General features: G+C 60.5%; 21 protein-coding genes. 10 read left to right on the top strand and 11 right to left on the bottom strand.

The window, feature by feature from the left end:
• Nucleotides 1-354 precede the first annotated feature (354 nt).
• The 5 genes from uvrB to ACQY1L_RS05825 all read left to right on the top strand — a co-directional run bounded on the left by uvrB (nt 355) and on the right by ACQY1L_RS05825 (nt 7,779).
• A complete protein-coding gene (uvrB, locus tag ACQY1L_RS05845) occupies nt 355-3,333 on the top strand; it encodes an excinuclease ABC subunit UvrB (RefSeq protein ID WP_430243279.1) in 2,979 nt (992 codons plus the stop codon).
• A 710-nt stretch (nt 3,334-4,043) separates the two neighbouring features.
• Nucleotides 4,044-5,861: an ATP-dependent nuclease gene (locus tag ACQY1L_RS05840; RefSeq protein WP_430243277.1), complete on the top strand. Its 1,818-nt coding sequence runs from the start codon at nt 4,044-4,046 to the stop codon at nt 5,859-5,861.
• A 103-nt stretch (nt 5,862-5,964) separates the two neighbouring features.
• On the top strand, nt 5,965-6,420 hold the full coding sequence (locus ACQY1L_RS05835; RefSeq protein ID WP_430243275.1) for a DUF3828 domain-containing protein: 456 nt from the start codon (nt 5,965-5,967) through the stop codon (nt 6,418-6,420).
• A gap of 142 nt (nt 6,421-6,562) precedes the next feature.
• Complete coding sequence (locus ACQY1L_RS05830) at nt 6,563-6,760, top strand: hypothetical protein (RefSeq protein ID WP_062456430.1); 198 nt, start codon at nt 6,563-6,565, stop codon at nt 6,758-6,760.
• A 632-nt stretch (nt 6,761-7,392) separates the two neighbouring features.
• The gene (locus tag ACQY1L_RS05825) at nt 7,393-7,779 is read left to right on the top strand and encodes a hypothetical protein (RefSeq protein ID WP_430261988.1); all 387 of its coding nucleotides are present in this window, start codon (nt 7,393-7,395) and stop codon (nt 7,777-7,779) included.
• A 61-nt stretch (nt 7,780-7,840) separates the two neighbouring features.
• Here ACQY1L_RS05825 and mazG read toward each other — a convergent pair whose 3' ends face one another.
• Nucleotides 7,841-8,671, bottom strand: a complete 831-nt coding sequence (gene mazG, locus ACQY1L_RS05820) for a nucleoside triphosphate pyrophosphohydrolase (RefSeq protein ID WP_430243271.1) — start codon at nt 8,669-8,671, stop codon at nt 7,841-7,843.
• Nucleotides 8,672-8,688: 17 nt separating this feature from the next.
• Nucleotides 8,689-9,270, bottom strand: coding sequence for a deaminase (locus ACQY1L_RS05815; RefSeq protein WP_430243269.1), 582 nt, complete (start codon nt 9,268-9,270; stop codon nt 8,689-8,691).
• Between the two features lie 224 nt (nt 9,271-9,494).
• Between ACQY1L_RS05815 and cysG the strand changes: the two genes are divergently transcribed.
• The 5 genes from cysG to ACQY1L_RS05790 all read left to right on the top strand — a co-directional run bounded on the left by cysG (nt 9,495) and on the right by ACQY1L_RS05790 (nt 14,399).
• Entirely contained in the window at nt 9,495-10,937 is a 1,443-nt protein-coding gene (gene cysG, locus ACQY1L_RS05810; RefSeq protein WP_430243267.1) for a siroheme synthase CysG, read from the top strand.
• A complete protein-coding gene (locus ACQY1L_RS05805) occupies nt 10,937-11,251 on the top strand; it encodes a DUF2849 domain-containing protein (RefSeq protein ID WP_062456424.1) in 315 nt (104 codons plus the stop codon). Before cysG ends, ACQY1L_RS05805 begins: the two co-directional genes overlap by 1 nt.
• A 21-nt stretch (nt 11,252-11,272) precedes the next feature.
• Nucleotides 11,273-12,946 (top strand): nitrite/sulfite reductase, encoded by a 1,674-nt coding sequence (locus tag ACQY1L_RS05800; RefSeq protein ID WP_430243264.1) that lies wholly within the window; start codon nt 11,273-11,275, stop codon nt 12,944-12,946.
• Nucleotides 12,946-13,455, top strand: coding sequence for a DUF934 domain-containing protein (locus ACQY1L_RS05795; protein ID WP_062580968.1), 510 nt, complete (start codon nt 12,946-12,948; stop codon nt 13,453-13,455). The genes ACQY1L_RS05800 and ACQY1L_RS05795 overlap by 1 nt, the downstream gene beginning before the upstream one ends.
• Before the next feature lie 128 nt (nt 13,456-13,583).
• Complete coding sequence (locus ACQY1L_RS05790; protein ID WP_430243261.1) at nt 13,584-14,399, top strand: ferredoxin--NADP reductase; 816 nt, start codon at nt 13,584-13,586, stop codon at nt 14,397-14,399.
• Between the two features lie 93 nt (nt 14,400-14,492).
• Here ACQY1L_RS05790 and ACQY1L_RS05785 read toward each other — a convergent pair whose 3' ends face one another.
• The 9 genes from ACQY1L_RS05785 to dusB form a co-directional block, all read right to left on the bottom strand.
• A complete protein-coding gene (locus tag ACQY1L_RS05785; RefSeq protein WP_062580972.1) occupies nt 14,493-15,764 on the bottom strand; it encodes an MFS transporter in 1,272 nt (423 codons plus the stop codon).
• A 273-nt stretch (nt 15,765-16,037) separates the two neighbouring features.
• The gene (gene hflX / locus ACQY1L_RS05780) at nt 16,038-17,468 is read right to left on the bottom strand and encodes a GTPase HflX (protein WP_209903444.1); all 1,431 of its coding nucleotides are present in this window, start codon (nt 17,466-17,468) and stop codon (nt 16,038-16,040) included.
• A 2-nt stretch (nt 17,469-17,470) separates the two neighbouring features.
• The gene (hfq, locus tag ACQY1L_RS05775; protein WP_007757453.1) at nt 17,471-17,713 is read right to left on the bottom strand and encodes an RNA chaperone Hfq; all 243 of its coding nucleotides are present in this window, start codon (nt 17,711-17,713) and stop codon (nt 17,471-17,473) included.
• Nucleotides 17,714-17,819: 106 nt separating this feature from the next.
• A complete protein-coding gene (locus ACQY1L_RS05770; protein WP_430243840.1) occupies nt 17,820-18,683 on the bottom strand; it encodes a D-amino-acid transaminase in 864 nt (287 codons plus the stop codon).
• A gap of 6 nt (nt 18,684-18,689) precedes the next feature.
• Complete coding sequence (locus ACQY1L_RS05765) at nt 18,690-20,054, bottom strand: sigma-54-dependent transcriptional regulator (RefSeq protein WP_113110622.1); 1,365 nt, start codon at nt 20,052-20,054, stop codon at nt 18,690-18,692.
• Nucleotides 20,044-22,320, bottom strand: a complete 2,277-nt coding sequence (locus ACQY1L_RS05760; RefSeq protein WP_062457992.1) for a sensor histidine kinase NtrY-like — start codon at nt 22,318-22,320, stop codon at nt 20,044-20,046. Before ACQY1L_RS05760 ends, ACQY1L_RS05765 begins: the two co-directional genes overlap by 11 nt.
• A 218-nt stretch (nt 22,321-22,538) precedes the next feature.
• A complete protein-coding gene (gene ntrC, locus ACQY1L_RS05755) occupies nt 22,539-23,990 on the bottom strand; it encodes a nitrogen regulation protein NR(I) (protein ID WP_062456396.1) in 1,452 nt (483 codons plus the stop codon).
• Nucleotides 23,990-25,135 (bottom strand): two-component system sensor histidine kinase NtrB, encoded by a 1,146-nt coding sequence (locus ACQY1L_RS05750; RefSeq protein WP_430243258.1) that lies wholly within the window; start codon nt 25,133-25,135, stop codon nt 23,990-23,992. Before ACQY1L_RS05750 ends, ntrC begins: the two co-directional genes overlap by 1 nt.
• Nucleotides 25,132-26,154 (bottom strand): tRNA dihydrouridine synthase DusB, encoded by a 1,023-nt coding sequence (gene dusB, locus ACQY1L_RS05745; protein ID WP_430243838.1) that lies wholly within the window; start codon nt 26,152-26,154, stop codon nt 25,132-25,134. Before dusB ends, ACQY1L_RS05750 begins: the two co-directional genes overlap by 4 nt.
• Nucleotides 26,155-26,275 lie beyond the last annotated feature (121 nt).

Below are 26,275 nucleotides of genomic sequence, written 5' to 3'. Positions count from 1 at the left end.
GACCCGGACGATTTGCCGCCAGCCAACCGCGGTCTGGGACCGAAGAACCTCGGAAGTGGCCCCTCTAAACGATTTCGACATGCCTCGGCAAGAATGCCATCAGCTGCGATATCGCCAACGACAGCTCGCCTGTCCAGCCACGGTCGGTACAACATTCTGTCATCCGGTTACTTTACGGCAGGGGGATGTGAGAGACGCAGCCCACGCTATGCATCGTAGAACTGTGGACAATGGTAGCCTTCGGGATCTGCTGGAGACCGCGCCAAAAGCACAAACTACCCCGTTGCCCTTTTGTACTCATTTTCCACTCATCCCCCTCTTCACTTTCCACCATCCCGCCTCCATATTCGCGCCATGGCCAGATCTCCGAAAAAATCCCCCTCCTCCAAGCCCAGCGGTTTCGAGGAATCCCCGCAATCGTCGTTTGAAGGCGCTCCGCTGGAGGGGAATGTCTCGGACTGGGTGAGGCAGCTGGAAGCCGAGGCGGAAATGTCCGGCGTCGAGACCCAGCGCGAGATCGCCTCCAAGGCCGGCAAGCATCGCAAGAAGATCGAGATCGCCGCCCGCGAGGAGGCCATCAAGGCCGCCGCGAAGGACACGCCGAAAACCGCCAAGCACACGACCTCGTCGAAATCGTCTCGCGGCACGTCTATGGGCGGCTCGTCCGATCCCAAAACCCGCGCCGCCGCCGGCCTCAATCCGGTCGCCGGCATGGACGTGTCGCTGGAAGAGGCGGAACACCTCGCCACCGGCGCCGTCACCGCCACGGTGGAGGCCCTGTCGGCGCTGATCGAAAGCGGCAACCCGCTGTTCAAGGACGGCAAGATGTGGACGCCGCACCGTCCCCACCGTCCTGAGAAATCCGAAGGCGGCGTCACCATCCGCATGGCCTCGGACTATCAGCCCGCCGGCGACCAGCCGACCGCCATCAAGGACCTCGTCGAGGGCATCAACAACAACGAACGCTCGCAGGTCCTGCTCGGCGTCACCGGCTCCGGCAAGACGTTCACGATGGCCAAGGTCATCGAGGCCACGCAGCGCCCGGCCGTCATCCTTGCGCCCAACAAGACGCTGGCGGCGCAGCTCTATTCCGAATTCAAGAACTTCTTCCCCGACAATGCGGTGGAATATTTCGTCTCCTACTACGATTATTACCAGCCGGAAGCCTATGTGCCGCGCTCCGATACGTTCATCGAGAAGGAATCCTCGATCAACGAACAGATCGACCGCATGCGCCATTCCGCCACCCGCTCGCTGCTGGAACGCGACGACTGCATCATCGTCGCCTCGGTCTCCTGCATCTATGGTATCGGCTCCGTCGAGACCTACACCGCCATGACCTTCCAGATGGCCGTCGGCGACAAGCTCGACCAGCGGCAGCTGCTCGCCGACCTCGTGGCCCAGCAATACAAGCGCCAGGACATCAACTTCATCCGCGGTTCCTTCCGCGTGCGCGGCGATACGATCGAGATCTTTCCCGCCCACCTTGAAGATGCCGCCTGGCGCATCTCGATGTTCGGCGACGAGATCGACAGTATCACCGAATTCGACCCGCTCACCGGCCACAAGACCGGCGACCTGAAATCGGTCAAGATCTACGCCAACTCCCACTATGTGACGCCGCGCCCCACCCTCAACGGCGCCATCAAGTCGATCAAGGAAGAGCTGAAGCTCCGCCTCAACGAGCTCGAAAAGGGCGGCCGCCTGCTGGAAGCGCAGCGTCTGGAACAGCGCACCCGCTACGATATCGAAATGCTCGAGGCGACCGGCTCCTGCGCCGGCATCGAGAACTATTCGCGCTATCTCACCGGCCGCACCCCCGGCGAGCCGCCGCCGACGCTGTTCGAATATATCCCCGACAACGCCCTTCTGTTCATCGATGAGAGCCATGTCTCCGTCAGCCAGATCGGCGGCATGTACCGGGGCGACTTCCGCCGGAAAGCGACGCTCGCCGAATACGGATTCCGCCTGCCGTCGTGCATGGACAACCGGCCGCTGCGCTTCGAGGAATGGGATGCGATGCGCCCCCTCACCGTCGCCGTGTCGGCAACGCCCGGCAATTGGGAAATGGAACAGGCCGGCGGCGTGTTTGCCGAACAGGTCATCCGCCCGACCGGCCTCATCGATCCGCCGGTCGAAGTCCGCTCCGCCCGCAGCCAGGTCGACGACGTGCTCGGCGAGATCCGCGAGACCGCCGAAAAAGGCTACCGCACCCTGGTCACCGTGCTCACCAAGCGCATGGCCGAAGACCTCACCGAATACTTGCACGAGCAAGGCGTGCGCGTCCGCTACATGCACTCGGATATCGACACGCTGGAACGCATCGAGATCATCCGCGATCTGCGCCTCGGCGCCTTCGACGTGCTGATCGGCATCAACTTGCTTCGCGAAGGTCTCGACATTCCCGAATGCGGCTTCGTCGCCATTCTCGATGCCGACAAGGAAGGTTTTCTGCGCTCGGAGACGTCGCTCGTCCAGACCATCGGCCGCGCCGCCCGTAACGTCGATGGCAAGGTCATCCTCTACGCCGACAAGATCACCGGCTCGATGCAGCGCGCCATGGACGAAACCGCCCGCCGCCGCGAAAAGCAGGTCGCCTACAACACCGAACACGGCATCACCCCAGAATCGGTGAAAGCCCGCATTTCCGACATTCTCGACAGCGTCTACGAACGCGACCACGTCCGCGCCGATATATCAGGCGCTTCGGGCAAGGGTTTTGCAGACGGCGGCCACCTCGTCGGCAACAACCTGCAGAGCCATCTCAACGCCATGGAAAAATCCATGCGCGACGCCGCAGCAGACCTCGACTTCGAAAAGGCCGCCCGCCTGCGCGACGAGATCAAACGCCTCAAGGCCTCAGAACTCGCCACCATGGACGACCCGATCGCCCGCGAGGAATCCAAGGCCCAGGAAGGCGTGCGCCGCAGCGCCGAAGCCACCCGCACCTCGCTCGGCGGCGGCAAAGGCAAAGCCGCCAAGGCCGGAGACGAGGCGTCTCCCTCCTACTTCGCCAAACCCTCACTCGACGACATGGGCCCGGGCACCGACACGGCCACCCCACTGTTCCGCCGCAACTCCCTCGACGAGATGACCGTCGGCCGCACCGAAAAACCCGCCCCCGGCACCCTGCCGGAACGCCCACCGGAAACGATCAGCACCAAGAAACGCTTCTCGCCGCTGCTGGAAGGCCAGCCGGAACGAGGCGAAGGCAAGGACGACCCGAGGCCCATCGTGCGCGGCAAGGTCGGCGCCGGGAGCTACGAGGATGCGACCGACGCCAAGCAGCAGAAGCGACGGACCAAGGGCAAGACGGGCCGGCCGGGGCGGTAGCCACCGACAGGATGACTGCGAAGAGGCGGCGGTCACTCCGCCCTCAGGCATCCCGGAAAACACCTCCCCCTTGAGGGGGGAGGTCGCCGCAACGCGGCGGGTGGGGGTGACCCGCCGAAACCTCAAACCATCACCCCACCCCGGACCTCCGGTCCGACCCTCCCCCTCAAGGGGCGGGTAAGGAAAGTCGGCGCCGGGAGCTACGAGGATGCTGGCGATGCCAAGCAGTAGAAGCGGCGGACCAAGGGGAAGATGGGCCGGCCGGGGAGGTAGGCACCCACATGACGGCTTCGAATAGGCAGCGGTCACTCACCCTCGGGCACCCCGGAAACCACCTCCCCCTTGAGGGGGGAGGTCGCCGCAAAGCGGCGGGTGGGGGTGACCCGCCAAAACCTCAAACCATCACCCCACCCCGGACCTTCGGTCCGACCCTCCCCCTCAAGGGGCGGGTAAGGAAGGTCTGCGCCGGGAGTTACGAGGATGCTGGCGACGCCAAGCAGCAGAAGCGGCGGACGGAGGGGTATACGGGACGGCCGGGGCGGTAGGAACCGACCTATCGAGGCCATCCTGTCACAGTCAGTACTTCGTCCAAAGGCCGAACGGCGCCGGTGGCCAAACCGGAAAACTTGCTAGAACCTCTTACAACTAAAGCATTGCACAGAAATAAGAATCTGTAAAAGTAATTGCGCGTGTAGAGTGCATACTCACTGGTGATCGCGATTCTTTTGGGGTGTATAAACGTGAATTTAATAAGTGAAATCGAAGTTTCGTATTTTCGCAGTTTCTATAAGTTCAAAATACGTAATCTTGGCGACCTAAATATAATATTCGGAAAAAATGACTCGGGTAAGTCTAATATAGTAAGAGCTCTTAACTTATTTTTTGCCGGAAACGTCGATCACTCGCAGGATTTCGAGTTCGATACCGATTTTTGCGATTTTCGACGAAAAGAATCTGAAGCTTCGGAGGATATACGAAAGTTTTTATACGTAAAAATTACATTCAACACGCCAAAATCGTTTCAGAAGTCGCTAGGCGAAAGTTTTTACGTTAAACGACAGTGGACGGTTTCAAGGGGATTCGATTATCACGAAGAAATATCGCAAAATATACCGCCCAAAAGACGCCATATTGCGACTAGATTCCTCAATAAAATTCGCTTTATTTACATACCTGCTATAAAAGATGTCTCTATTTTTGAAATGTTGCTATCAGATATACACGAGACATTGGCTAACACACCGGGATTCACTCAGGTAGTTAACGGATTCTCAAACGAAGTTCAGAAATTGACTAGCACGATGTTCGCGACACTACCTGTAGATGTCTCCTTCAATACGAAAATCGGTGCGCCAACTCAATTAAGCGAGCTATTCAAGACATTAGACTTCGAAACTGTGGGGGTCGGCGAAACTGATCCCAAATCCCTCACAAAGCAACGAGGTGATGGCATAAAGGCCCGCCATATACCTGAGTTGCTAAAATACATTTCGGACAATGACACGTACGAGTATCATATATGGGGGTTTGAAGAGCCGGAGAACTCTCTAGATTTTGTTGCAGCTCAGTCCGAAGCTAAGCGGATACTCACCCTAGCAAATGACAATCGCATCCAGATATTCATGACTACGCACAGCCCCTCATTTTATATGCTCCAGGACGAAAGCATATCGAGATTCCTGGTCAGTAAAGATGAAAATAAACTCTCAACCGTCTTACAGGGAAAAGAGTTGGACAAGATGGACCCTCAGCAAGCAATGGCCGAAGGCTTTTACCTGCCGGTCGTAGCCGACGCCCTTAGGGGAATTGCACTTACGGAACAAAGAGCTCGAGACGCCGAGGAGCGAGCTTTGATTTTGGGGCAAGAGCTGAAAGCAATCACAACGCCCGTTATCTTGACGGAGGGTCGGACCGATGCGAAAATTCTCCATACAGCTTGGACGAAGCTATTTCCTGACGAAGCTATGCCGTTCAAAATAAAAAGTTGCGAGACCGGAATTGACGTTGCGGGGACAGGTAATGGCGGCGCGCAAAGCCTAGGGGTGTGCATTAAGGGTGTGGCAGCCGATCATCCGCATATTGTGGTCGGTCTTTTTGACTACGACGAAGCGGGAATACAAGAGTTCAAACTTGATCGGAATTTCTCCGATTTTGAGGTGAGCGGAAATGTTGTGAGAAGGGGTGTAAGCGGCAGAGTGTATGCGGTTCTTCTCCCTGCACCAGAATTTAGGGCTGAATGTCATAAATATAAAAATATGCCAATAGAGTATCTCTTTAACGACGATTTTCTTGAGACAGCATCAAACGGTAAGTCTATTGAACTAAAGCTAAAACAGACGTCTGCCAAGCTCGGAGATCACATAATTAGGAAGGATCTCGAAAATCATACTCATTTCAAAACTATATCTGGCAATAAAGTCTATTTTTCGGAACATGTAGTTTCAAAACTTCCGGTCGAGGCATTTGATGGATTTCGTCCGTTGTTTTCGCTCCTACTCGAATTGGTCGATATTGCAATCCCTGACTGAAGTAGTGACAACAACACCTACATCATTTACAACTCGAGATTGTTTGTGTTGTCTTCAATGGCCGTTGCTTCGCTGCGCGTCTCTCTTTATCCCCCAGGCCCCAATGCGCACCCTCATCACCCTCGCCCTGCTCCTCCTCTCCGCCTTTGCCGTCCAGGCGGAGACCTACAAAACCCCGGAAGCTCTGATCAAGGCGCTCTATGCCTATGATCTCGACAAGACTCCGACGGATGCTCCCTCGCCTTACCAGCCGTTCTTCTCGCGCGGGCTGGCCAAATTGTTCGTCGCTGATCGAGCCCGCACGTCCGATGACGAGATCGGCACGATCGATTTCGATCCGGTGATTTCAGGGCAGGATGGCGAGGCGACGAATGTGCGGCTCGGGCCGCTCAAGGGAAGCGGCGACCGCGTCGAACTCGATGTGTTCTTCCGCAATTTTGGGCCGGTCACGCTGCATTACACGCTCGTGCGCGAAAACGGCGGCTGGAAGGTGGATGGCATCGAAAACCGCAAGGGCGAGGTCAAATGGGGCCTGCGCGAGTTGCTCGGCGGCCACTAGATCCGCGCGGGGTCGCGGCGCCGGCCTTCGCCGCCAGCCAAAGCGGCTCCACATCCCCATACACCATCACCACCCGCATTCACCCTCCATCAACCCCTTCCATGCGATACCTTCTTCACAACGAAGATGGAGCACAGCCACGATGATTGGCTTCAAGAACACCCACAATCAGCCCGTTTACGTCAATCAGGCTCAGGTCCTTTACGTCACCACCTATGAGGAAGACGTCTCGGTGATTGCGCTGGCGGTCACGGGTGCCGGTGGCAAACCGGTGACGATCCATGTTCGCGGCAGCGTCGATCTCGTGCAGTCGAAACTGGCCGGCACCGCGCCGCGCTGAGCGGCAGCTTTTCGCGCCGAGGGCGCAACGCCCGCATTTCCGGTCCTTAGATGCGACTCGAGCGCTTTTGTTTGCGCTGCGGCGACTTTTGACGCACCGCCCCACTAAATTTCAATGACTTAACGCAGGTTACATCCTCACGGATTTTTTCCGTGCCTATAATGCTGCGTTCCGTCGCGGATACACCGGGAGGCGTCCCGGCGAGGCGGAACCGGCGCGGGTCATGGGGAAAGGACGCAACACCCCATGCTCCGGGTCCGCGGAAAATGGTCTCCCTCCGGCGACACGGGGGAAACAGGCGGGTCACGGACCGACCGCCGGTTTCCGATGCCCGAAAGAGCGCGCCGGATGTGCCTGTGCGGCACACAAGGTGGCCCGCCGGGTGGTTTCGCCGGATTCCTGATCCGTCGGAAGCACCGGGAAGCCGGCGGCGAACAACCGCCCGGCCGGGTCATTGCAGAGAGACCGCAGTCGCGGGCAAAAACCGCCGAACGGGGTGCCGAAAGGTGTCACCTACAATTTTCTATATCGAGGCAGCTTCCGGCGCCCCGTCCGAATTTTCCATCCGTCGATCGCCAAGGCACGAGTCTGCCCGGCGGGCGGATCATCCGAAACCGGACAGGAGAAGCACCATGTCTGTCGAAATCACGGAAATCGAGACCCATCTGGCATGCTGCACGGCAGAGATCCTGGCCTTTCCGCAGGCCTGCCTCCGGCGCGAATGCCGTCGCGCCAACCGATGCTTGCATGTCGATCTAGACACCCGCGCCCCGGCCTGTCTGATCAATTTCGGCCCCGACTACCCCGAAAGCTTTACCCTGATCTACCTCATCGCGCTTGCCGCCCGCGCCGATCTCGGCCGGCAGGGCAAGATGTTCGCATCGCCCTCCGCCATCGAGCGTGAATTGCAGGATGCCTGTGTCGAGGTCGCCCGAAACGCGCTACCGGACGAGGATGCCAAGCGATGGATGGCGGCCTACCGGGCCCGCGAAAAACTGCCCCCGCCATCCCGGCCGTAACGCAGACCGCGGATAGAACCAGCCCCGCCGGCCCGAGATAGGCGGCAGGAAGCTGAGCGGCTTACAGCGCCCGCTCAATCGCCTTCGCCGCCTGCCAAAGCCCCTCCATCCGCTCCAGGGTCGCAGCCTCCAGCGTCTCGCCTGACTTCTGAAGCTCCGTCTCGATATGGCTGAAACGTCTGCGGAATTTCGCATTTGTCCCACGCAGCGTCGTTTCCGGATCGGCGTCCACATGGCGGCCGATGTTGACGAGGGCGAAGATGAGGTCGCCGAGTTCGTCGGAGACTTTTTCGGGCTGCCCGGCCGCCAGGGCCTCGCGCAGTTCGGCGACTTCCTCCTCGATCTTGTCGAGGATCGGGCCCGGTTTCGACCAGTCGAACCCGACGCGGGCCGCCTGCTGCTGCAGCTTCACGGCTTCGCTCAGCGCCGGCTGGGCCCGGTGTACGCTGCCGAGAAAGCCGGATTTGGATGGCTCGGTCGTGCCGCGCAGCGCCCGCCGCTCTGCCCGCTCGCGCTTCTCCTCGGCCTTGATCGCATCCCACTGAAGCTTCACGGCACCCGGCGTATCCGCATCGGAGCGCGCAAACACATGCGGATGCCGGCGGATCATTTTGGTGGTGACGGCCTCGACCACGTCGCCGAATGCGAACGCACCGGCCTCCTCCGCCATCCGCGCATGGAACACGACCTGCAAAAGCAGGTCGCCCAGTTCCTCGCGCAGATCGTCCATGTCATGCCGCTCGACCGCATCGGCCACCTCGTAGGCCTCCTCGATCGTGTAGGGAATGATCGTCTCGAAACTCTGTTCGAGATCCCACGGGCACCCGGTCACCGGTGTCCGCAGCGCCGCCATGATCTCGATCAGGCGGGAAATATCCTTGGAAGCATGCATGCCGAAATCCTTGGCCTTCAATTGAGCGGTATCGTGTTGTCAGCCTTGCCTGCCTGATAGCTCTGCGACAGCAGCTGGTAGCGCTGCCTGATCCGCTCCGCCCGGGCCTTCAGATCGTCCCGCACGACGTCGTCCTCCTCGGCCTCGACAAGGTCGCTGATGAAGTAGGAATTCCAGAAGGCGTTGGCGCGTCGGTAGCCGCCCGGCTCCAGCCCGAACACCTCCTTCAGGATCTTCAGGTCATGCGGAATGGCAAACGCGTCGCGGCTGTCCTCATGGCTGAAGAACGAGTAGAAATTGTCAAACCCGGCCCAGGTAATCGCCGACATGCACATCGTGCACGGTTCGTGAGTCGAGAGGAAAATCAGATCCTTGGCGGAAAGTCCGGAATCAATCTCGTAGAAGCGCTTCAGCGTGTGCACCTCGCCGTGCCAGAGCGGATTTTCCAGCTCGTTATTGGTCCCGGCAATCACCAGCGACAGATCTGACTTGCGCAGGATCGCCGCCCCGAACACCTTGTTACCGGCGGCAACGCCCGTTTGGGTCAGAGGCAGGATATCGTGCTCGATGACATCGAGAAGGCGGGAAGCAATGGTCATGGGGCACTCATCTCCAGGTCTGCCGCTGAGCGAAATTGTACGGTTGTAGGGTTATGGCCGTGCAGCGCTGCACACAATAAACGGAAGGTTGGCGGTGGCTTTTGCTCAAGAAGCGAGCGAACGGGAAACAGAAATACCGGGCGCCCCGGCCTTTTGCACATCCATTTCTTCAATTATGGCACCGCATTGTGGATATTCAGGTTCATATGATGCAGGATAATCGCATGTCTCAGAGCCTTCAACGCCTGTCGGTCTTCCCGGCGTTTTTTCGCGTGCGCGGAAAAAACGTTGCCGTGTTCGGCAACGGCGAAGAGGCCTATGCCAAGGCGCGGCTGATTGCCAATACAGACGCGCAGATCGTCGCCTATGCGGATGATCCGCAGGCCGATTACGCCGCATGGCTCGCCGAGCACAAGATCGAGCCGATCCACGAGAGTTTTGCCGCCGGTCAGGTCGCGGGCGCCACGCTCGTGTTTGCCGCCACCGGCGATCAGGCGCTCGACCAGACCATCGTCATTGCTGCCCGGGCTCATGGCATTCCCTCCAACGCCGTGGACCAGCCGGATCACTGCGATTTCTTCACGCCGGCGCTGGTCAACCGCGCTCCACTCGCCATCGCCATCGGCACGGAAGGTGCAGGTCCTGTTCTCGCCCAGATGATCCGCGCCCGCATCGATCAGATGCTGTCGCCATCGCTCGGAAGACTTGCCTCGCTTGCGACCGATTACCGCGATGCCGTCGAACGCATGGTCCCGCGCGGTGTCTCGCGTCGCATCTTCTGGCGCCGGTTCTTCTCCGGCGATGTCGCCGATGCCGTCGACGCCAATGATCACACCGCCGCCCGCCGTGCCGCAGACGCTCTTCTCTCGGTCACCGGCAAGGCCGAAGGCAAGATCTGGCTGGTCGGCGCAGGTCCAGGTGCCGAGGATCTCCTGACATTGCGTGCCCAGCGCGTGCTGATGGAAGCGGACGCGATCGTCTACGATGCTCTCGTTCCCCAGGCGATCGTCGATATGGGCCGCCGCGATGCGGAACGCCTTTCGGTTGGAAAGCGCAAGAACTGCCATTCCAAGAGCCAGGACGAGATCAACCGCCTGCTGGTCGATCTCGGTCGCCAGGGCAAGCGCGTCGTGCGCCTGAAAAGCGGCGATCCGCTGGTCTACGGCCGCGCCGGCGAAGAAATGGCAGCCTTGCGCGAAGCCGGCATCGCCTATGAGATCGTGCCGGGCATCACCTCGGCCTTTGCCGCTGCTGCCGATTTCGAACTGCCGCTGACGCTGCGCGGTGTCGCCTCGTCGCTGATCTTCACCACCGGCCATGACCTTGCTGGCAAAGCCTTGCCCGATTGGGCAAGCCTTGCGATCTCCGGCGCCACCATCGCCGTCTATATGGGCCGCACGGTTGCAGCATCGGTCGCCGAACGGCTGATGCAGGCGGGCGTCTCTCCGCTCACCACCGTCGCGGTGATCGAGAATGCCAGCCGCACCGACCGCAAGCTGTTCCACGGGGTCCTCCAGGAACTCCCGGCGCTCGAGGCCCGCGACGACCTCGATGGCCCGGTCATGGTGATTATCGGCGAAGCCGTCGCAGGTGCGAATTTTGAGAAGTCCGAACCGCTTTCCGCCTTTGCAAGGACGGTTGAGCGGGCAAGCATTGGAGTGGAATAATGGCCGACAAGGTTCTGACTGCCAACCGCCTGTCCGATGGCATCGCCGTCTGGCTCGATGCCGCCGGTCGCTGGACGGAAAACCTGCAGGAAGCGCTCGTCGCACGCCATGCGGAAGCCGTCTCCTCGCTGGAGGCAATCGGCAAGCGTGACTTCGCCGAAAACAAGGTCGTCGACGTCAATGTCATCGATGTCGAAGAAACCGAAGGCAAGTTGTGGCCCACGCGCCTTCGCGAACGCATTCGTGCACAGGGCCCCACAATGGATTATGCAGTCGGCTACAGCCACGCCGATCCGGCATTCATCGCAGTCTGATACCGAGAGTTCAGGAACACCATGTATCGTTACGACGAATTCGACCACGCATTTGTTGAAAGCCGCGTGGAGCAGTTCCGCGATCAGGTGGAGCGCCGCCTGTCCGGCGCGCTTGCCGAGGATGCGTTCAAGCCGCTGCGCCTGATGAACGGCGTCTATCTCCAGCTGCATGCCTACATGCTGCGCGTCGCGATCCCCTATGGCACGCTGAATGCAAAGCAGATGCGGATGCTTGCCCATATCGCCCGCAAGTATGATCGCGGTTACGGCCATTTCACCACCAGGCAGAACATCCAGTACAACTGGCCGAAACTGTCGGATACGCCGGATATCCTCGCCGAACTCGCAACCGTCGAAATGCACGCGCTGCAGACATCGGGCAATTGCATTCGCAACGTCACCGCGGATCATTTCGCAGGCGCTGCAGCCGACGAAGTCGCCGATCCGCGACCTTACGCGGAAATCCTGCGCCAGTGGTCGTCGGTCCATCCCGAATTCTCGTTCCTGCCCCGCAAGTTCAAGATCGCCGTGACCGGCGCTGAGCGCGACCGTGCCGCGATCCAGGTGCATGATATCGGCCTGCACCTGAAGAAGAACGACAAGGGCGAGATCGGCTTTGCCGTCTATGTCGGCGGCGGACAGGGCCGCACGCCGCTGATCGCCAAGAAGATCCGCGACTTCCTGCCGGAAGAGGATCTCCTCTCCTACACGACCGCGATCATGCGCGTGTACAATCTAAACGGTCGCCGCGACAACAAGTACAAGGCCCGCATCAAGATCCTCGTGCACGAAACCGGCGTCGAGGAACTGACCCGTCAGGTGGAAGAAGAATTCCAGCACCTGCAGGGCACCGAGCTGAAACTGCCGGAACAGGATATCGAGGCGATCACCGCCTATTTCGCACCGCCCGCGTTGGCGAACCGCGCCGAGGGCTGGAAGGAACTCGCCAGCTGGAAGCGGCAGGACGAGAACTTTGCCCGCTGGGTGGATCAGAACGTTCAGCCGCACAAGCATCCGGACTACGGCATGGTCACCATCTCGCTGAAGCCCATCGGCGGCATTCCGGGCGATGCGTCCGACGTGCAGATGGATGCGATGGCCGATCTGGCCGAAGAATTCGGCCATGACGAAATCCGCATCAGCCACGAGCAGAACGTCATCCTGCCGCATGTGGCGCTGGCCGATCTCGAGCCGCTTTATCGCGCCCTCGCCGCACACAATCTGGCAACGGCAAACTCCAACCTGATCACGGACATGATCGTCTGTCCCGGCTTGGATTACTGTGCGCTGGCGAACGCCCGTTCGATCCCGGTCGCGCAGGAAATCTCCACGCGTTTCGGCTCCCCGGAGCGGCAGGCGGAAATCGGTGAGCTGAAGATCAAGATCTCCGGCTGCATCAACGCCTGCGGCCACCACCATGTCGGCCATATCGGCCTTCTGGGCGTCGAGAAGAAGGGCACCGAGCTCTACCAGATCACGCTTGGCGGTTCGGCTGACGAGAACACCTCGATCGGCGAAATCATCGGCCGCGGCTTCGAGCCGTCGAAGGTGACGGACGCGATCGAAACCATCGTCAACACCTATCTCGGTCTTCGGCAGGGCCGGGAGGAAACTTTCCTCGCCGCCTATCGCCGGGTTGGACCGCAGCCCTTCAAGGATGCGCTCTACGGTGATGCGAAGGCGGAGGCGGCGTGATGGCGAAGATCTGGAGAGAAACCGGCTTCGTCGCCAACGACCCCTGGGTGATCGAGACGGAAGAGGTAAAGGCCGAGGGCGAGCAGAAGCCGCTGCTTCCGCTTGCCGAGTTCATCGAGAAGGCGGAAGCCAGCAACGATGTCGGTCTCGGTGTGCTGATCAAGCCCGCCGACGACGTCAGGAAGCTTGAGCCCTATCTCTACCGCATCGAACTGGTGGCGGTGGAGTTTCCAGCCTTCAGCGATGGCCGCGCCTTCAGCCACGCGTCGCTGCTGCGCGATCGGCTGGCCTACAAGAACGAGTTGCGCGCCGTGGGCGACGTGCTGATCGATCAGGTGCCGCTGATGCTGCGCTGTGGCATCGACAGTTTCGCGGTCACCAACGCGACGGCGCTGCAGCGTCTGGAGGAAGGCCGCCTGCCCGGCATTGACGTTCACTACCAGCCAACGGCCCGTCCTGCGGAGCCAGGCGAAGGCTATAGCTGGCGCCGCCGCTCTGTGCCGGCTTGAAAAGCTGACCTCAGAAGACATATTTTCTAAGCGATCGGCCAGAAAGCGCGGCCGATTGCTTCATAAGCGCGGCTCGATAGTGTATTTCGCTGCTGCGAAACCAATCTGACCGAGTAACGGACGAGACTATGAACGCACCTGCCAAGACCGAAGAGTTTGCCGTGAAGATCCCGGATGGAGTCTACGCCGAAACCGTGCTTTCGGTGGAGCATTTCACGGATCATCTGTTCCGCTTCCGCATGACACGTCCGGCAGGCTTCCGCTTCCGGTCAGGCGAATTTGCCATGATCGGCCTGATGGTCGGCGACAAGCCGATCTACCGCGCCTATTCGATTGCCAGCCCCTCCTGGGACGAAGAGATCGAAATCTTCTCGATCAAGGTTCCGGATGGCCCGCTGACGTCGCATCTGCAGGCGATCAAGCCGGGCGATACGGTATTGATGCGCAAGAAGCCGACAGGGACGCTGGTGCTCGACGCGCTGACGCCCGGCAAGCGTCTCTACATGTTCTCGACCGGCACAGGCATCGCTCCGTTCGCAAGCCTGATCCGCGATCCGGAAACCTACGAGAAATTCGATGAGGTCATCCTCATCCATACCTGCCGCGAAGTGGCGGAGCTGAAATATGGGTTCGACCTGATGGAAGAGATCCGTAATCACGAGTTTCTCTCCGAAGTCGTCGGCACCAAGCTGAAGCATTATCCGACCGTAACCCGCGACGCGGCGTTCCCCTATCAGGGCCGCATCACGGACCTGATCGACAACGGCAAGCTCTTCACCGATCTCGGCGTGCCGCCGCTCGATCCTGCGGTCGACCGCGGCATGATCTGCGGCTCGGCTGCGATGCTGAAAGACACCAAGGAACGCTTGGAAGATGCCGGCCTGACCGAAGGTGCCAACAACAAGCCGAGCGAGTTCGTTATCGAACGCGCATTTGTTGGGTAAGCTTCTGAGATATCGGTTTAAAAGACCGGTCTAATGATCTGATTATCAATGCCGCGATCCCCGAATACATCCGGGGATCGCGGCATCTCTGTTTCAGCCGATCGACTTTTGCGAAGGCGCGATTTCCTTGTGGTAGATCGCGAAGACGGCCACGGCGATCAGCGCGACGCCGCCCCCGACGAGATGCGAGACCGCATAGCCTCCCTGGCTGACCACATAGCCGGCAACGACGTTGCTGAGCGATGCGCCGAGGCCCTGGACCGTCATCAAGCTCGCAAAGCCGACATTGAAACGGCCTGTACCCTTCAGGATGCGTTCCACTGCAACCGGTGTGACGATGCCAAGCAGCCCGGCACCGACGCCGTCGAGGATCTGGACGGGCCATACCACCCAGAAACCGTCAAAGCTGCCGGCGATCAACCCGCGGATCGGCAGCGCTGCAAGCCCGATCGCAAGCGTCGCGGCAAGGCCAAGCCTTCGGATCAGGAACGGCGTCACGACCGCGACAGCCACCATCGAAAGCTGGGCGATGCCTGTGATGATCGCCGTGGTCCGGAATGGTGTTCCGAGTTCGATGGCGAACTGCTGGGCGATCAACCGGCTCATCGGCGCGTTGCCGAAATGGAAGATCATCAGGATCAGTGCGAGCAGAATAAGTCCCCGGCTTTTCAGAAGCACACTGAAACCGGATGGCGCCTCCGCCGCGCTAGCGTCTGCTCCGCTGCCGTCGTCCGCCGCAAGGCCGCGGGCGACCTTGTGATCGATGCGATCAGGATCGATCATTGCGACTGCCGCAAGAGCACCGAACGCCGTCGCGATCATCAGCCAGATCATGCCACCCTGGCCGAACAGCGAGATGATGACGTAGACGGCAAACAGCGAGGCGAAATTGCCTGTGTGGTTCCAGAACTCGTTGCGAGCGATCTGTTGCGAAAACAGCTTCTCGCCGACGAGACCCAGCGTCAGGCCGGCCAGTGCCGGACCGATCACGGCGCCGACGACGGCGGTCCCGATCTGACCGATCCAGACAATTGCCGGATTGGGGGAAAGAAGCGTCACCAGCGCTGCAGCGGTGACCACCACGACCGGAATGGCAACGAGCGCCCGTTTCCACGACGTTCCATCGACCAGCGCCCCACAAAGCGGCGTTGCGGCAAGCCCGATCAAACCACCGACCGTGGCGATCAGGCCGAGTGACATCGATGACCAGCCTTGCGTCGCAAGGAAAGCATCAAGAAACGGCCCGAGCCCATCACGCGCATCGGCTAGAAAGAAATTGAGGAGGCAGAGCGCCGCCAGAGATCGGTCGGAGAAGATGCGCGGTGGATTGCCACCCGCAGATTTGTGAAGAACGGATGATGTCATCAGGAGCGAACCTTAGCTGGAGAGCGCAGCCTAAATGCATCCGCCAAGCTTTGGTTGCTTCCGCCGCCCGTGAATTACGCGTAAACCCTATTTAATACTCAAATATTGTCAGTGTGTTAGCTTCGCGCCACGAAGATGAATACGTATCACAATGGAGCGTTACTGGACTGGCGTTTTCCGACATAGGTTCACAAAGCGAATTACCATCCGTATGGAGGGAAATACGCTCCCGCGAACCTTCGCAGCAGCTACAGGGAATGAAGAAGGAGCGTCTTACCGCTCCCACTCTTCCTTGTCCGGCTTTGCGCCGTTCCCGAGCCTGCGCTCCAGTTCAGAAGCCTGCCGATCCGTGAGTTTGACGACCAGCGTCACCGAGCCGTCCTCATTGTCCTCACGCTCGCTCACCACGGCATTGCCGTAGACCCAGGAGACGAGTGCCAGCTTATCGGCCGGGATCACGATCTCGGCCTCGGTCAGCACGCCGGAAAGCCGGTTCGAGACTTCATCGAGCAGTGCCTCGACGCCTTCGCCTGTGATCGCCGAGACGGCCATGATGTTGGCGCGCCCCTGGGCACGCTCGAACAGCGCGTCGTGGCTTTCCGGGTCGAGCCGGTCGATCTTGTTCCAGACCTCGATGATGCGCTTCTCGCTCTCCTTCTCGTCGATCCCGAGATCGGCGAGGATGCGCAGCACGTCAGCCGACTGGGCGGCATTGTCAGGGTCGGACATGTCGCGCACATGCAGCACGAGATCGGCTTCCAGCACCTCTTCCAGCGTCGCGCGGAAGGCGGCGACAAGGTGGGTCGGAAGATCGGAGATGAACCCGACCGTATCGGACATGATGACGGTGCGGCCATGCGGCAGCTTCATCCGGCGCAGCGTTGGATCGAGCGTCGCAAACAGCATGTCCTCGGCCAGCACACCGGCGCCGGTAATGCGGTTGAACAGCGTCGACTTGCCGGCATTGGTATAGCCGACCAGCGCCACGATCGGATGCGGCACCTTGCGGCGTTTGGCGCGGTGCAGCTGGCGGGTCCGCACGACCTGTTCAAGCTCCCTCTCGAGCTTGATGATCTTGTCCTGCAACTGCCGTCTGTCGGCTTCGATCTGGGTTTCACCGGGACCGCCCATGAAGCCCGCACCACCGCGCTGGCGTTCAAGGTGGGTCCAGGACCGAACGAGGCGGCCCTTCTGGTAATTCAGGTGAGCGAGATCGACCTGCAGCGTGCCTTCCTTGGTGGAGGCACGGCGGCCGAAGATTTCCAGAATGAGGCCGGTGCGGTCAATGACCTTGGCGCCCCATTCCTTCTCGAGATTGCGTTGCTGGACAGGTGTCAGCGGATGATCGACGATGACGAGCCCGGCATCCTTCTCGTCGAGAAGTGCCTTGATCTCTTCGATCTTGCCGGTGCCCATCAGCGTGGCGGGCCGCGGCTGACCGACGGTTACGATCATGCCTTCGGCGATCTCGAGATCGATCGCACGGGCAAGGCCGGTCGCTTCTTCCAGCCGGGCTTCGTTGGATCGCTGCGGCGCGGCAGGTCTTGAGGGCGCAGGCGTGGCTGTCGCCTCACCCTGCCCGCTGCGTGCCCGGCTCTGTTTCAGCACAGGCACGATGACGACAGCGCGCATGTCGTCCCGGTGCTTTTCAGCTTCCGGGACTATTGATTCGTTCGAGGTATCGCGATTGGAGATTCTATCGATCCTTAAGCAGCGTTTTCTTCTGTCTCGAACATCTGCATCGGCTGGCCCGGCATGATGGTGGAGATAGCGTGCTTATACACGAGCTGCGAGTGTCCGTCACGGCGTAGAAGCACACAGAAATTGTCGAACGAGGTCACGACGCCCGTGAGCTTCACCCCGTTGATCAGGAATATCGTCAGGGAAATCTTCTGTTTGCGGACTGTGTTGAGAAACAAATCCTGCAGGTTCTGAGAACGTTCCGCCATAGCGTCGCTTCTTTCTTTCTTGCCGGTCATTGCCGGAAGCTGATCAAAATTTCTAGAGTTGAGCGGGAAACGCCCTCGTGTTTCCCTTCCCCTGACAGTCTGGTTATCAAATCGCCGTCTTCTCCGCAATCGCGAAAAAAGCGTCCCTTATATCGCTTGAGACGGTGCCTGGATGGCCGTTCGCGACGGGCTTACCATCGACCTCGACGACCGGAACGCAAATGCCGGTTGCGGATGTCATGAAGGCCTCGCGGGCGCCATGCATTTCGTCCACGGAGAACTCCCGCTCGACAAAAACCAGGCCGAGCTTCGCCGCAACGTCGATCGCCGTGGTGCGGGTAATGCCCTTCAGGATCCCATGCTCCGCCGGCCGCGTGACGAGCTTGCCATCCGGCGTGACGATCCAGGCATTGGCCGACGCACCTTCCAGCACCATGCCGTCGCGCGTCACGAAGATCGCGTCATGGGCACCCGCATCACGGGCCTGCTGCTTGGCAAGAACGTTGGGCAAGAGGCCGACAGTCTTGATGTCGACTCGATCCCAGCGGTTTTCAAGGAGCGTGATCACCTTGATGCCGGTCGCGTACTTCTTGGCAAGCAGCGACGGATCGGTGCTCTTGGCGGTGATCGTGACGGTCGGAGCAGTGCCCTCCGGCGGGAAGAAATGGTCGCGCTTTGCCGCACCGCGCGTCACCTGCATGTAGAAGATGCCGTTGCGAACCCGGTTGCGGCGCAGCACCTCCCGGATGACGAGGGTGAGTGCCGCCCGGCTCATCGGCTGGGTCATGCGAAGCTCGCTCAGCGACCGGTCGAGCCGGTTCAGATGCCGCGTCAGATCAACGATCAGCCCTTCCCGGACCTCGCAGACTTCGTAGACACCATCGGCGAACTGGAAACCGCGATCCTCGATATGGACCGCAGCCTCGGAATGCCTGACATACCGGCCGTTGACGTAAGCGATACGCATGATGATCCCTTACACGCCCAGCGACTTCAGTTTCCGGTGCAGCGCCGAGCGCTCCATGCCGACGAATTCCGCGGTGCGCGAAATGTTGCCGCCGAAGCGGTTGATCTGCGCGACGAGATAGTCGCGTTCGAACATTTCGCGTGCCTCACGCAGGGGCAGCGTCATGATATGCACATCGCCCTTCGCCGAGACTTTCGGCAGCATGTCGCCGAGATCGGGCGGCAGCATGTCCGCTGATATCGCCGTATCAGGACCGTCGGTGCGGGCAAGGATCATCAGCCGTTCGATATTGTTGCGCAGCTGGCGGATATTGCCCGGCCAGTCATGCGCCTGCAGCACCGCCATGGCATCGTCACCGATCTTGCGGGCGCGGATGCCCGCCTGCTCGGAGATCTGGCGCATGAACATGTCGACGAGGAACGGAATGTCCTCCCGCCGTTCGGCAAGCGCCGGCACCTTGACCGGCACGACCGCGAGGCGGTGATAGAGATCTTCGCGAAACGCCCCTTCGGCGATCAGGCTTTCAAGATTGAGGGCGGTCGACGAGATGATGCGCACATCCACCTTGACCCGCTTGGAGCCACCGACACGCTCGAACTGCTGATCGACAAGCACGCGCAGGATCTTGTTCTGCGTCTCGCGTGGCATTTCGCCGATCTCGTCGAGATAGAGAATGCCGCGATGCGCCTCTTCCAGCGCACCGATCTTGCGCGGCTGGCCTGGCCCACCCTCGGTCCCGAACAGCGCGATCTCCATCCGGTCAGGCGTGATCGTTGCGGCGTTGAGCGCCACGAACGGCCCCGTGACGCGGGAGGACTTCTTGTGGATCATCCGTGCCACCAGCTCCTTGCCGGAACCGGATGGGCCAAGGATCATGATGCGGCTGTTGGTGGGCGAGACCTTCTCGATCGTCTGGCGAAGCTGCGACACGGCAACCGACGTGCCGACGAGTTCGGCGGCGTCACCTGTGCGGCGCTTCAGCTCCGTCACTTCGCGCTTCAGCTTGGAGTTTTCGAGCGCTCGCTCGGCGATCAGGATCAGCCGATCGGCCTTGAACGGCTTTTCGATAAAGTCGAAGGCACCGCGCTTGATGGCCGATACCGCCGTCTCGACATTGCCGTGACCGGAAATCATGACGACGGGAAGGTCGGGATGACGGGACTTGATCTCCTCGAGGAGTGCTAGACCATCGAGGCGAGATCCCTGCATCCAGATATCGAGAAAGACGAGCCGTGGCACACGGTCGGATATCGTCGCAAGCGCGCTGTCCGCATCGTGGGCCGTTCGCGTTTCATGGCCTTCGTCGGACAGGATCCCCGAAACGATGTCACGAATGTCGGCCTCGTCATCGACGACAAGAATATCAGATGCCATATGCCAGTTCCTTATCGTTATTATCTGTGTTGGGCTTTGCCACCCGCTCGACATGCGGCAGCAGCACCCGGATCATGGCGCCCTTGCCATGATCGAAATCGTTGGGAGCATCGTGAAGCTCCAGCTGTCCGCCGTGCTCCTCGATGATCTTCTTGACGATCGCGAGGCCAAGGCCCGTGCCCTTCTCGCGCATCGTCATATAGGGCTCGAGAATACGGTGCCGGTTTTCGGTCGGCAGTCCGTTGCCGTTGTCGATGATATCGACGACGAACGTGTCCCGGCCTTTTTCGAGAGCCGCGCGAACCATGATCTTGCGGCCGTCGCGCTCTTGATCGCTCGGCACCGCCTCGATCGCCTCGACAGCATTCTTGACGAGGTTTCCGAAAGCCTGGCCCAGCATGCGGGCATCGAACAGACCTTTCAGCGGTTGATCTCCGAGCTCGCGAATGAAGTCCACATGTGTCTCACCCATTTCGCGCAGGAAGATGGCATCGCGCAGGATATCGCGTAAGTCCGCGTCTTCCTTGGCCGGCTTCGGCATGCGGGCAAACGAGGAGAATTCGTCGACCATGCGGCCGATATCGCCGACCTGGCGCACGATCGTATCTGTGCATTGGTCGAACACCGCCCGGTCGCTGGGGTCGATCTGCTTGCCATAGCGGCGCTTCAGGCGCTCGGCGGAAAGCTGGATCGGGGTGAGCGGGTTCTTGATCTCGTGCGCGATACGCCGCGCCACATCCGCCCAGGCGGTCGAACGCTGAGCAATGACAAGGTCGGTAATGTCATCCAGCGTGATCACATAGGCATCCTGCGGCGAACGCTGCTCTTCACGGGTGACCTGCACGGACAGCGTCCGTTCGGTCCCGTTGCGCATCAGATTGACCTGCTTGCGGAAATCCCCACGCGAGCGGGCGGTCGCCTCGGTCAGCACATGGTCGATCTCGGGCGCCACGTCATCAAGCGTCTTGCCCATCAGCTCCTCTGCAGGCGCGCCGAGAAAGTCTTCGGCCGTCGGATTGACGATGGTGATGCGGCGGTCGGCCTCAACGCCGATGACGGCAGCGGTCACGCCAGACAGTACGGCTTCGATAAACCGGCGGCGATCGTCGACCTCGTCCTTGGCCTCGAGAATTTCATCGCGCTGGCTGCGGATTTCGGAAATCATCTTGTTGAAGGTGCGCGACAGGCTGCCCACATCGCCGTCAACAGTGCGAACCGGGACGACCACGTTGAGATTGCCGGTGGCGACGCTGTCTGCCGCACTGATCAGCAGCCGGATCGGCCGCACGATACGGTCGGCAACCGCGATGGCGGCCCAGATGGCGGCGAGAAGCACGATCAACGCAAAGCCGAGATAGAGCACGGCGAAGGCGACCTGCAGCGACATGCGGCCGGCTTCCATCGCCTTGTATTCGGCGGTGTTCTCCTCCATCAGCCGCATCGCGTTCATCACGCGCGGATCGACGGCCCGGATCGTGTAGAGAAAGGCGCCCGGGATCGTATCGATCTTGATGACGGCGCCGACGAGGTTGGTAATGCCCGGCGGAATCAGCGTCGGCTGGCCGGACGCAGCACTCTTGAGCGCGTCCTGGGGGATGGCGGGAAGCGGCTTTTCCGTCTTGATGTCAGCCTGTGCGACGGCCTGGCCATCCTCCTGCACCAGGAAGGCACCGAGCAGACCGCGGCCCCGTGCCTGACGGGTGAGAAGATCGATGAAACCGGTGCGGTCGAGATAATACATCGCCCGGTTCCGCTCGAGGTCGTTCGACATCGAGACGGTCTGGCCCTGAAGGTAACTTGCGTTCTCCATCATATAGGCCCGCGCAACGTCCTGCGACGACTGCACGATCGACTGGGTGCGCAGCGAAAACCAGCGGTCGAGACCAACGCTCAGCGTCAGGCTGGCGAAGATCGCAACCAGCACAGCGGGCGTGATCGCCACAAACGAGAACAGGACGACGATGCGCACATGCAGACGGGCCGCGGCACGGCCGCGACGCCTGGCCTTTACCAGTCGTCCGACCTCTCTGCCGATCAGGTAGACAAGGCCGAGAATGAACAGCGAGTTGATCGCGGCGGACGCGATCACGACATTGGTCGTCGGCGCGACCGGCGTCACGCCCAGCAGCACGAACAGCGTCAGTGTGGCGCAGATCAGTGCACCACCGGCAAGAAGCAGGCCCGGCAGCGCGAAGGATGCACGCCGATCGTGGACTACAGCTGCCGGCTCCGTTTCGGCCGACTGCGTTGCAGCGCCATCCGTCATCGTTAAAACCCCGGCCTTCGTGGCGTGGCCGGTGCGGATATCTCATCCGGACGCAGACGCCAGTCATTCATTTGCAACGAAAACTCGCGCTGCTCGGGCCGAGCTTGGAGGCTCAGCCTGAAGCGTAAATCTGCGTGATGTTTAAGCAACGCTTTGTGGCGAAAATGCAACGATGAAGCAGAAGTGTCAAGCGATTGTGGCGAACGGAAATGACAGGACTATGCGCCGCGCGAGCTGCGATAGACCGAAACGCCCAGTTCCCGGATCTTCTTGCGCAGCGTATTGCGGTTGAGGCCGAGAAGATCTGCTGCCTTGATCTGGTTACCACGGGTGGCAGTCAGCGCGGCAAGGATCAATGGATACTCCATTTCCGTCAAAACCCGGTCGTAAAGACCTGGCGGCGGCAGGTTTTCGCCGAAACCGGCAAAGTATGACCGCATGTTTTCTTCGACCGCCTGGGCGATGGTGAGCGACCCCGAACGGGCCGTCATCTTGTCGATCGGGCTATCCGGCACGTCGGAGCGCAGCTCCGTTTCGATGATCTCGCGGGTGATCACATCCTGTGGATAAAGCGCCATCAGGCGGCGCACGAGGTTTTCCAGCTCGCGGACGTTGCCCGGCCAGGCATAGGCCTTCATCGCATCCAGCGCTTCCGTCTCGAAACGCTTGCCGTCGAGCCCTTCCTTCTCCGCCATCTGCATGAAATGGCGGACGAGATCGGGAATATCCTCGGCGCGGTCTCGGAGCGGCGGAAGGCGCAAGGGAACGACGTTGAGGCGATAGTAAAGGTCCTCGCGGAACAGACCCTGGTTGATGAGTTGCTTCAGGTCCTTGTTGGTCGCGGCAACGATGCGCACGTCGGTGCGGATCGGCGTGCGACCGCCAACCGTCGTGTATTCGCCCTGCTGGAGGACACGAAGAAGCCGCGTCTGGGCATCCATCGGCATGTCGCCGATTTCGTCGAGAAACAGCGTGCCGCCTTCTGCCTGTTCGAAACGGCCCGTCGAGCGGTTCTGGGCGCCGGTAAAGGCACCCTTTTCGTGGCCGAACAGTTCCGACTCGATCAGATCGCGTGGAATTGCCGCCATGTTGATGGCGACGAACGGGCCGTTGCGGCGCTTGCCGTAGTCATGCAGCGCGCGGGCGACAAGCTCCTTGCCGGTGCCCGACTCGCCGGTAATCATCAGCGTCAGGTCGGTCTGCATCAGACGCGCCAGAACGCGGTAGATTTCCTGCATCGCCGTCGAACGGCCCACCAGCGGCATGCCGTCCTGCGTATCGTCGTCGAGGCGAGCCGGCTTGCGCTTCGGTTCAGCCAGGGCCCGCCCGATGATCGCGATCAGCTCGGTAAGGTCGAACGGCTTCGGCAGATAGTCGTAGGCGCCCTTCTCTGAGGCCTTGATGGCGGTCATGAACGTGTTCTGGGCGCTCATGACGAGTACCGGAAGATCCGGTCTCGCCTTCTTGATGCGCGGCAGAAGATCGAACGCGTTCTCATCCGGCATGATCACGTCGGTGACGACAAGATCGCCCTCGCCGGCGGAAATCCAGCGCCATAGCGTTGCGGCATTCGATGTGATGCGGACGTCATAACCGGCGCGGGTCAGCGCCTGGTTGAGAACCGTGCGGATGGCTGCGTCGTCGTCTGCGACAAGGATCGTGGCAGTCATTAATCGCTTCCTGTGAAGTTCAAGGCGCGGCCATCGCCGCCTTCTTCCTTGTGCATGGGCATAAGAACGCGGAATATCGTCCGGCGCGGCTGGCTGTCGCATTCGATGATGCCGCCATGGGCACCGATGATTTTAGCAACCAGCGCCAGACCAAGGCCGGAACCGTTCGTCTTGGTGGTGATGAAAGGGTCAAACAGATGCGGCAGGATATCGGCCGGCACGCCCGGACCGTTGTCGATGACGCAAAATTCCAGCGGCAGCGAGATCTTCTCCCGCGTGCCGGCAACCGACAGGCGGATGCCCGGACGGTAGGCGGTGGTCAGCATGATCTCCGCATCCGGCTGATCGCCGACCGCTTCGGCAGCATTCTTGATGAGGTTCAGGAACACCTGCACCAGCTGGTCGCGGTTTGCATAGACCGGCGGCAACGACGGATCGTACATTTCCGCGATCCTGATATCGCGTCCGAACCCGGCCTTGGCGATAGCCTTCACATGATCGAGCACGGAATGGATGTTGAGCGGCATACGGTCGATCGGACGCTCGTCGGAAAACACCTCCATACGGTCGACCAGCGACACGATGCGGTCGGTCTCGTCGCAGATCAGCCGGGTCAGCGAGCGGTCTTCGTCCGGCACGACCGACTCAAGCAGCTGGGCTGCTCCGCGGATGCCGGAGAGCGGGTTCTTGATTTCATGCGCCAGCATTGACGCAAGACCGGTGACCGATCGCGCCGCAGCCCTGTGGGTCAGCTGCCGGTCGATCTTGTCGGCCATCGAGCGTTCCTGGAACACCACGACGACAGACCCCGGTTCGCTGACGACAGGCGCGACATAGAGATCGACCAGCTTTTCCTGGCCGAGGCGCGGCGACGACAGGTCGACGCGGTACTCGTTGACCGGCGCCCTGCGTTCGCGAACCTGATCGATCAGCGCAAGAAGCGGGCTTCCGAACGGAATGAAACTCGAGATCGTGTTCTTGGCCAGATGCGAGGCGCTGGAGCCGAAGAACGACTCTGCTTCCCAGTTGGCGAATGCGACCCTGCCATCGGCATCGACAAGAATGACCGGGTTCTGAACGGAATTGAGAACCGCCATGGCCAGCGCTTGCCCCTGCGCGGCATCGGGTGCGGGAGACTTTGTCATGCTGCCTTCCTTGCCGACTCATCGAACGCACCGTCGAGCAGTGCCGACGACATTCTTTTCGAAACGTCGGTCGCGTCCTTCGAGATCATGATTGCGCCCTTCTGATCTGCTGGCAGGTTCGGCGCGAACCGGTCGAGATACCAGCCGAGATGTTTCCTTGCGTGTCGAAGCCCGGCCTCGCGGCCATAAAGCTCCAGCATCGCTTCGTAATGTTCAACGACGATGACAGCCATCTCCTCGCGGCACGGTGCAGAAGCGCCGGCAAGCCATCCGATATGCCAGGGACGACCCTGCGCGCCACGTCCGACCATGACCGCATCGGCGCCCGAGCGCCGGATGATCTCGGCCGCATCTTCCGGCGTCTCGACATCGCCATTGGCGATCAGCGGGATCTTGATCTCATCGCGCACCGCACGGATGGCATCCCAGTCCGCCTTGCCCTCGTAGAACTGCATGCGGGTGCGGCCATGGATGGTGATCATCCGGGCACCGGCCTGTTCGGCACGGCGTGAAATTTCCGGTGCGTTGATGGTATTCTCGTCCCAGCCGAGCCGCATCTTGACGGTGACCGGCACGCTGACCGCCTTGACGGTCGCCTCGATCATCGACAGTGCGTGATCAGGATCGCGCATCAGCGCGGAACCGGAATAGCCACCGGTCACCTTTTTCGCCGGACAGCCCATGTTGATATCGATGATATCGGCGCCATTGGCTTCGGCGATCTTTGCCGCTTCCGCCATCCAGTGTGCTTCGCGACCGGCGAGCTGCACCATATGCGGCGTGATCCCCGTTCCCTGCAGACGCGACCAGGATTCCTCGCGGTTCATGACCAGTTCGCGGCTCGCCACCATTTCGGTTACGACGAGGCCTGCACCGTGGCGCCAGGCAAGCGTGCGGAACGGCAGATCGGTGACGCCGGACATCGGCGCCAGGACCACCCGGTTACGGATGGCGACTGGCCCGATATGAAAAGGTGAGGCAAGGTCGGGAAACGGCAAGTGATGATCTTTCGGGCAGATAATTCTTCTGCACTATTTTTATTCAGGAGTCATGCGTTTGCCAAGGGCAATTCACGAGCTGCGTTATTTTTAAGCGACGTGCTGGAATAAAGGCTTTTGGTCCTATAGTTCTGCGGCTGTC

It is taken from the genome of Neorhizobium sp. DAR64862/K0K3 (genome assembly GCF_050500185.1).
GTDB lineage: Bacteria > Pseudomonadota > Alphaproteobacteria > Rhizobiales > Rhizobiaceae > Neorhizobium > Neorhizobium soli.
The sequence above is the reverse complement of the archived record's forward strand: the minus strand, read 5'-3'. Positions and strand labels throughout refer to the sequence as shown.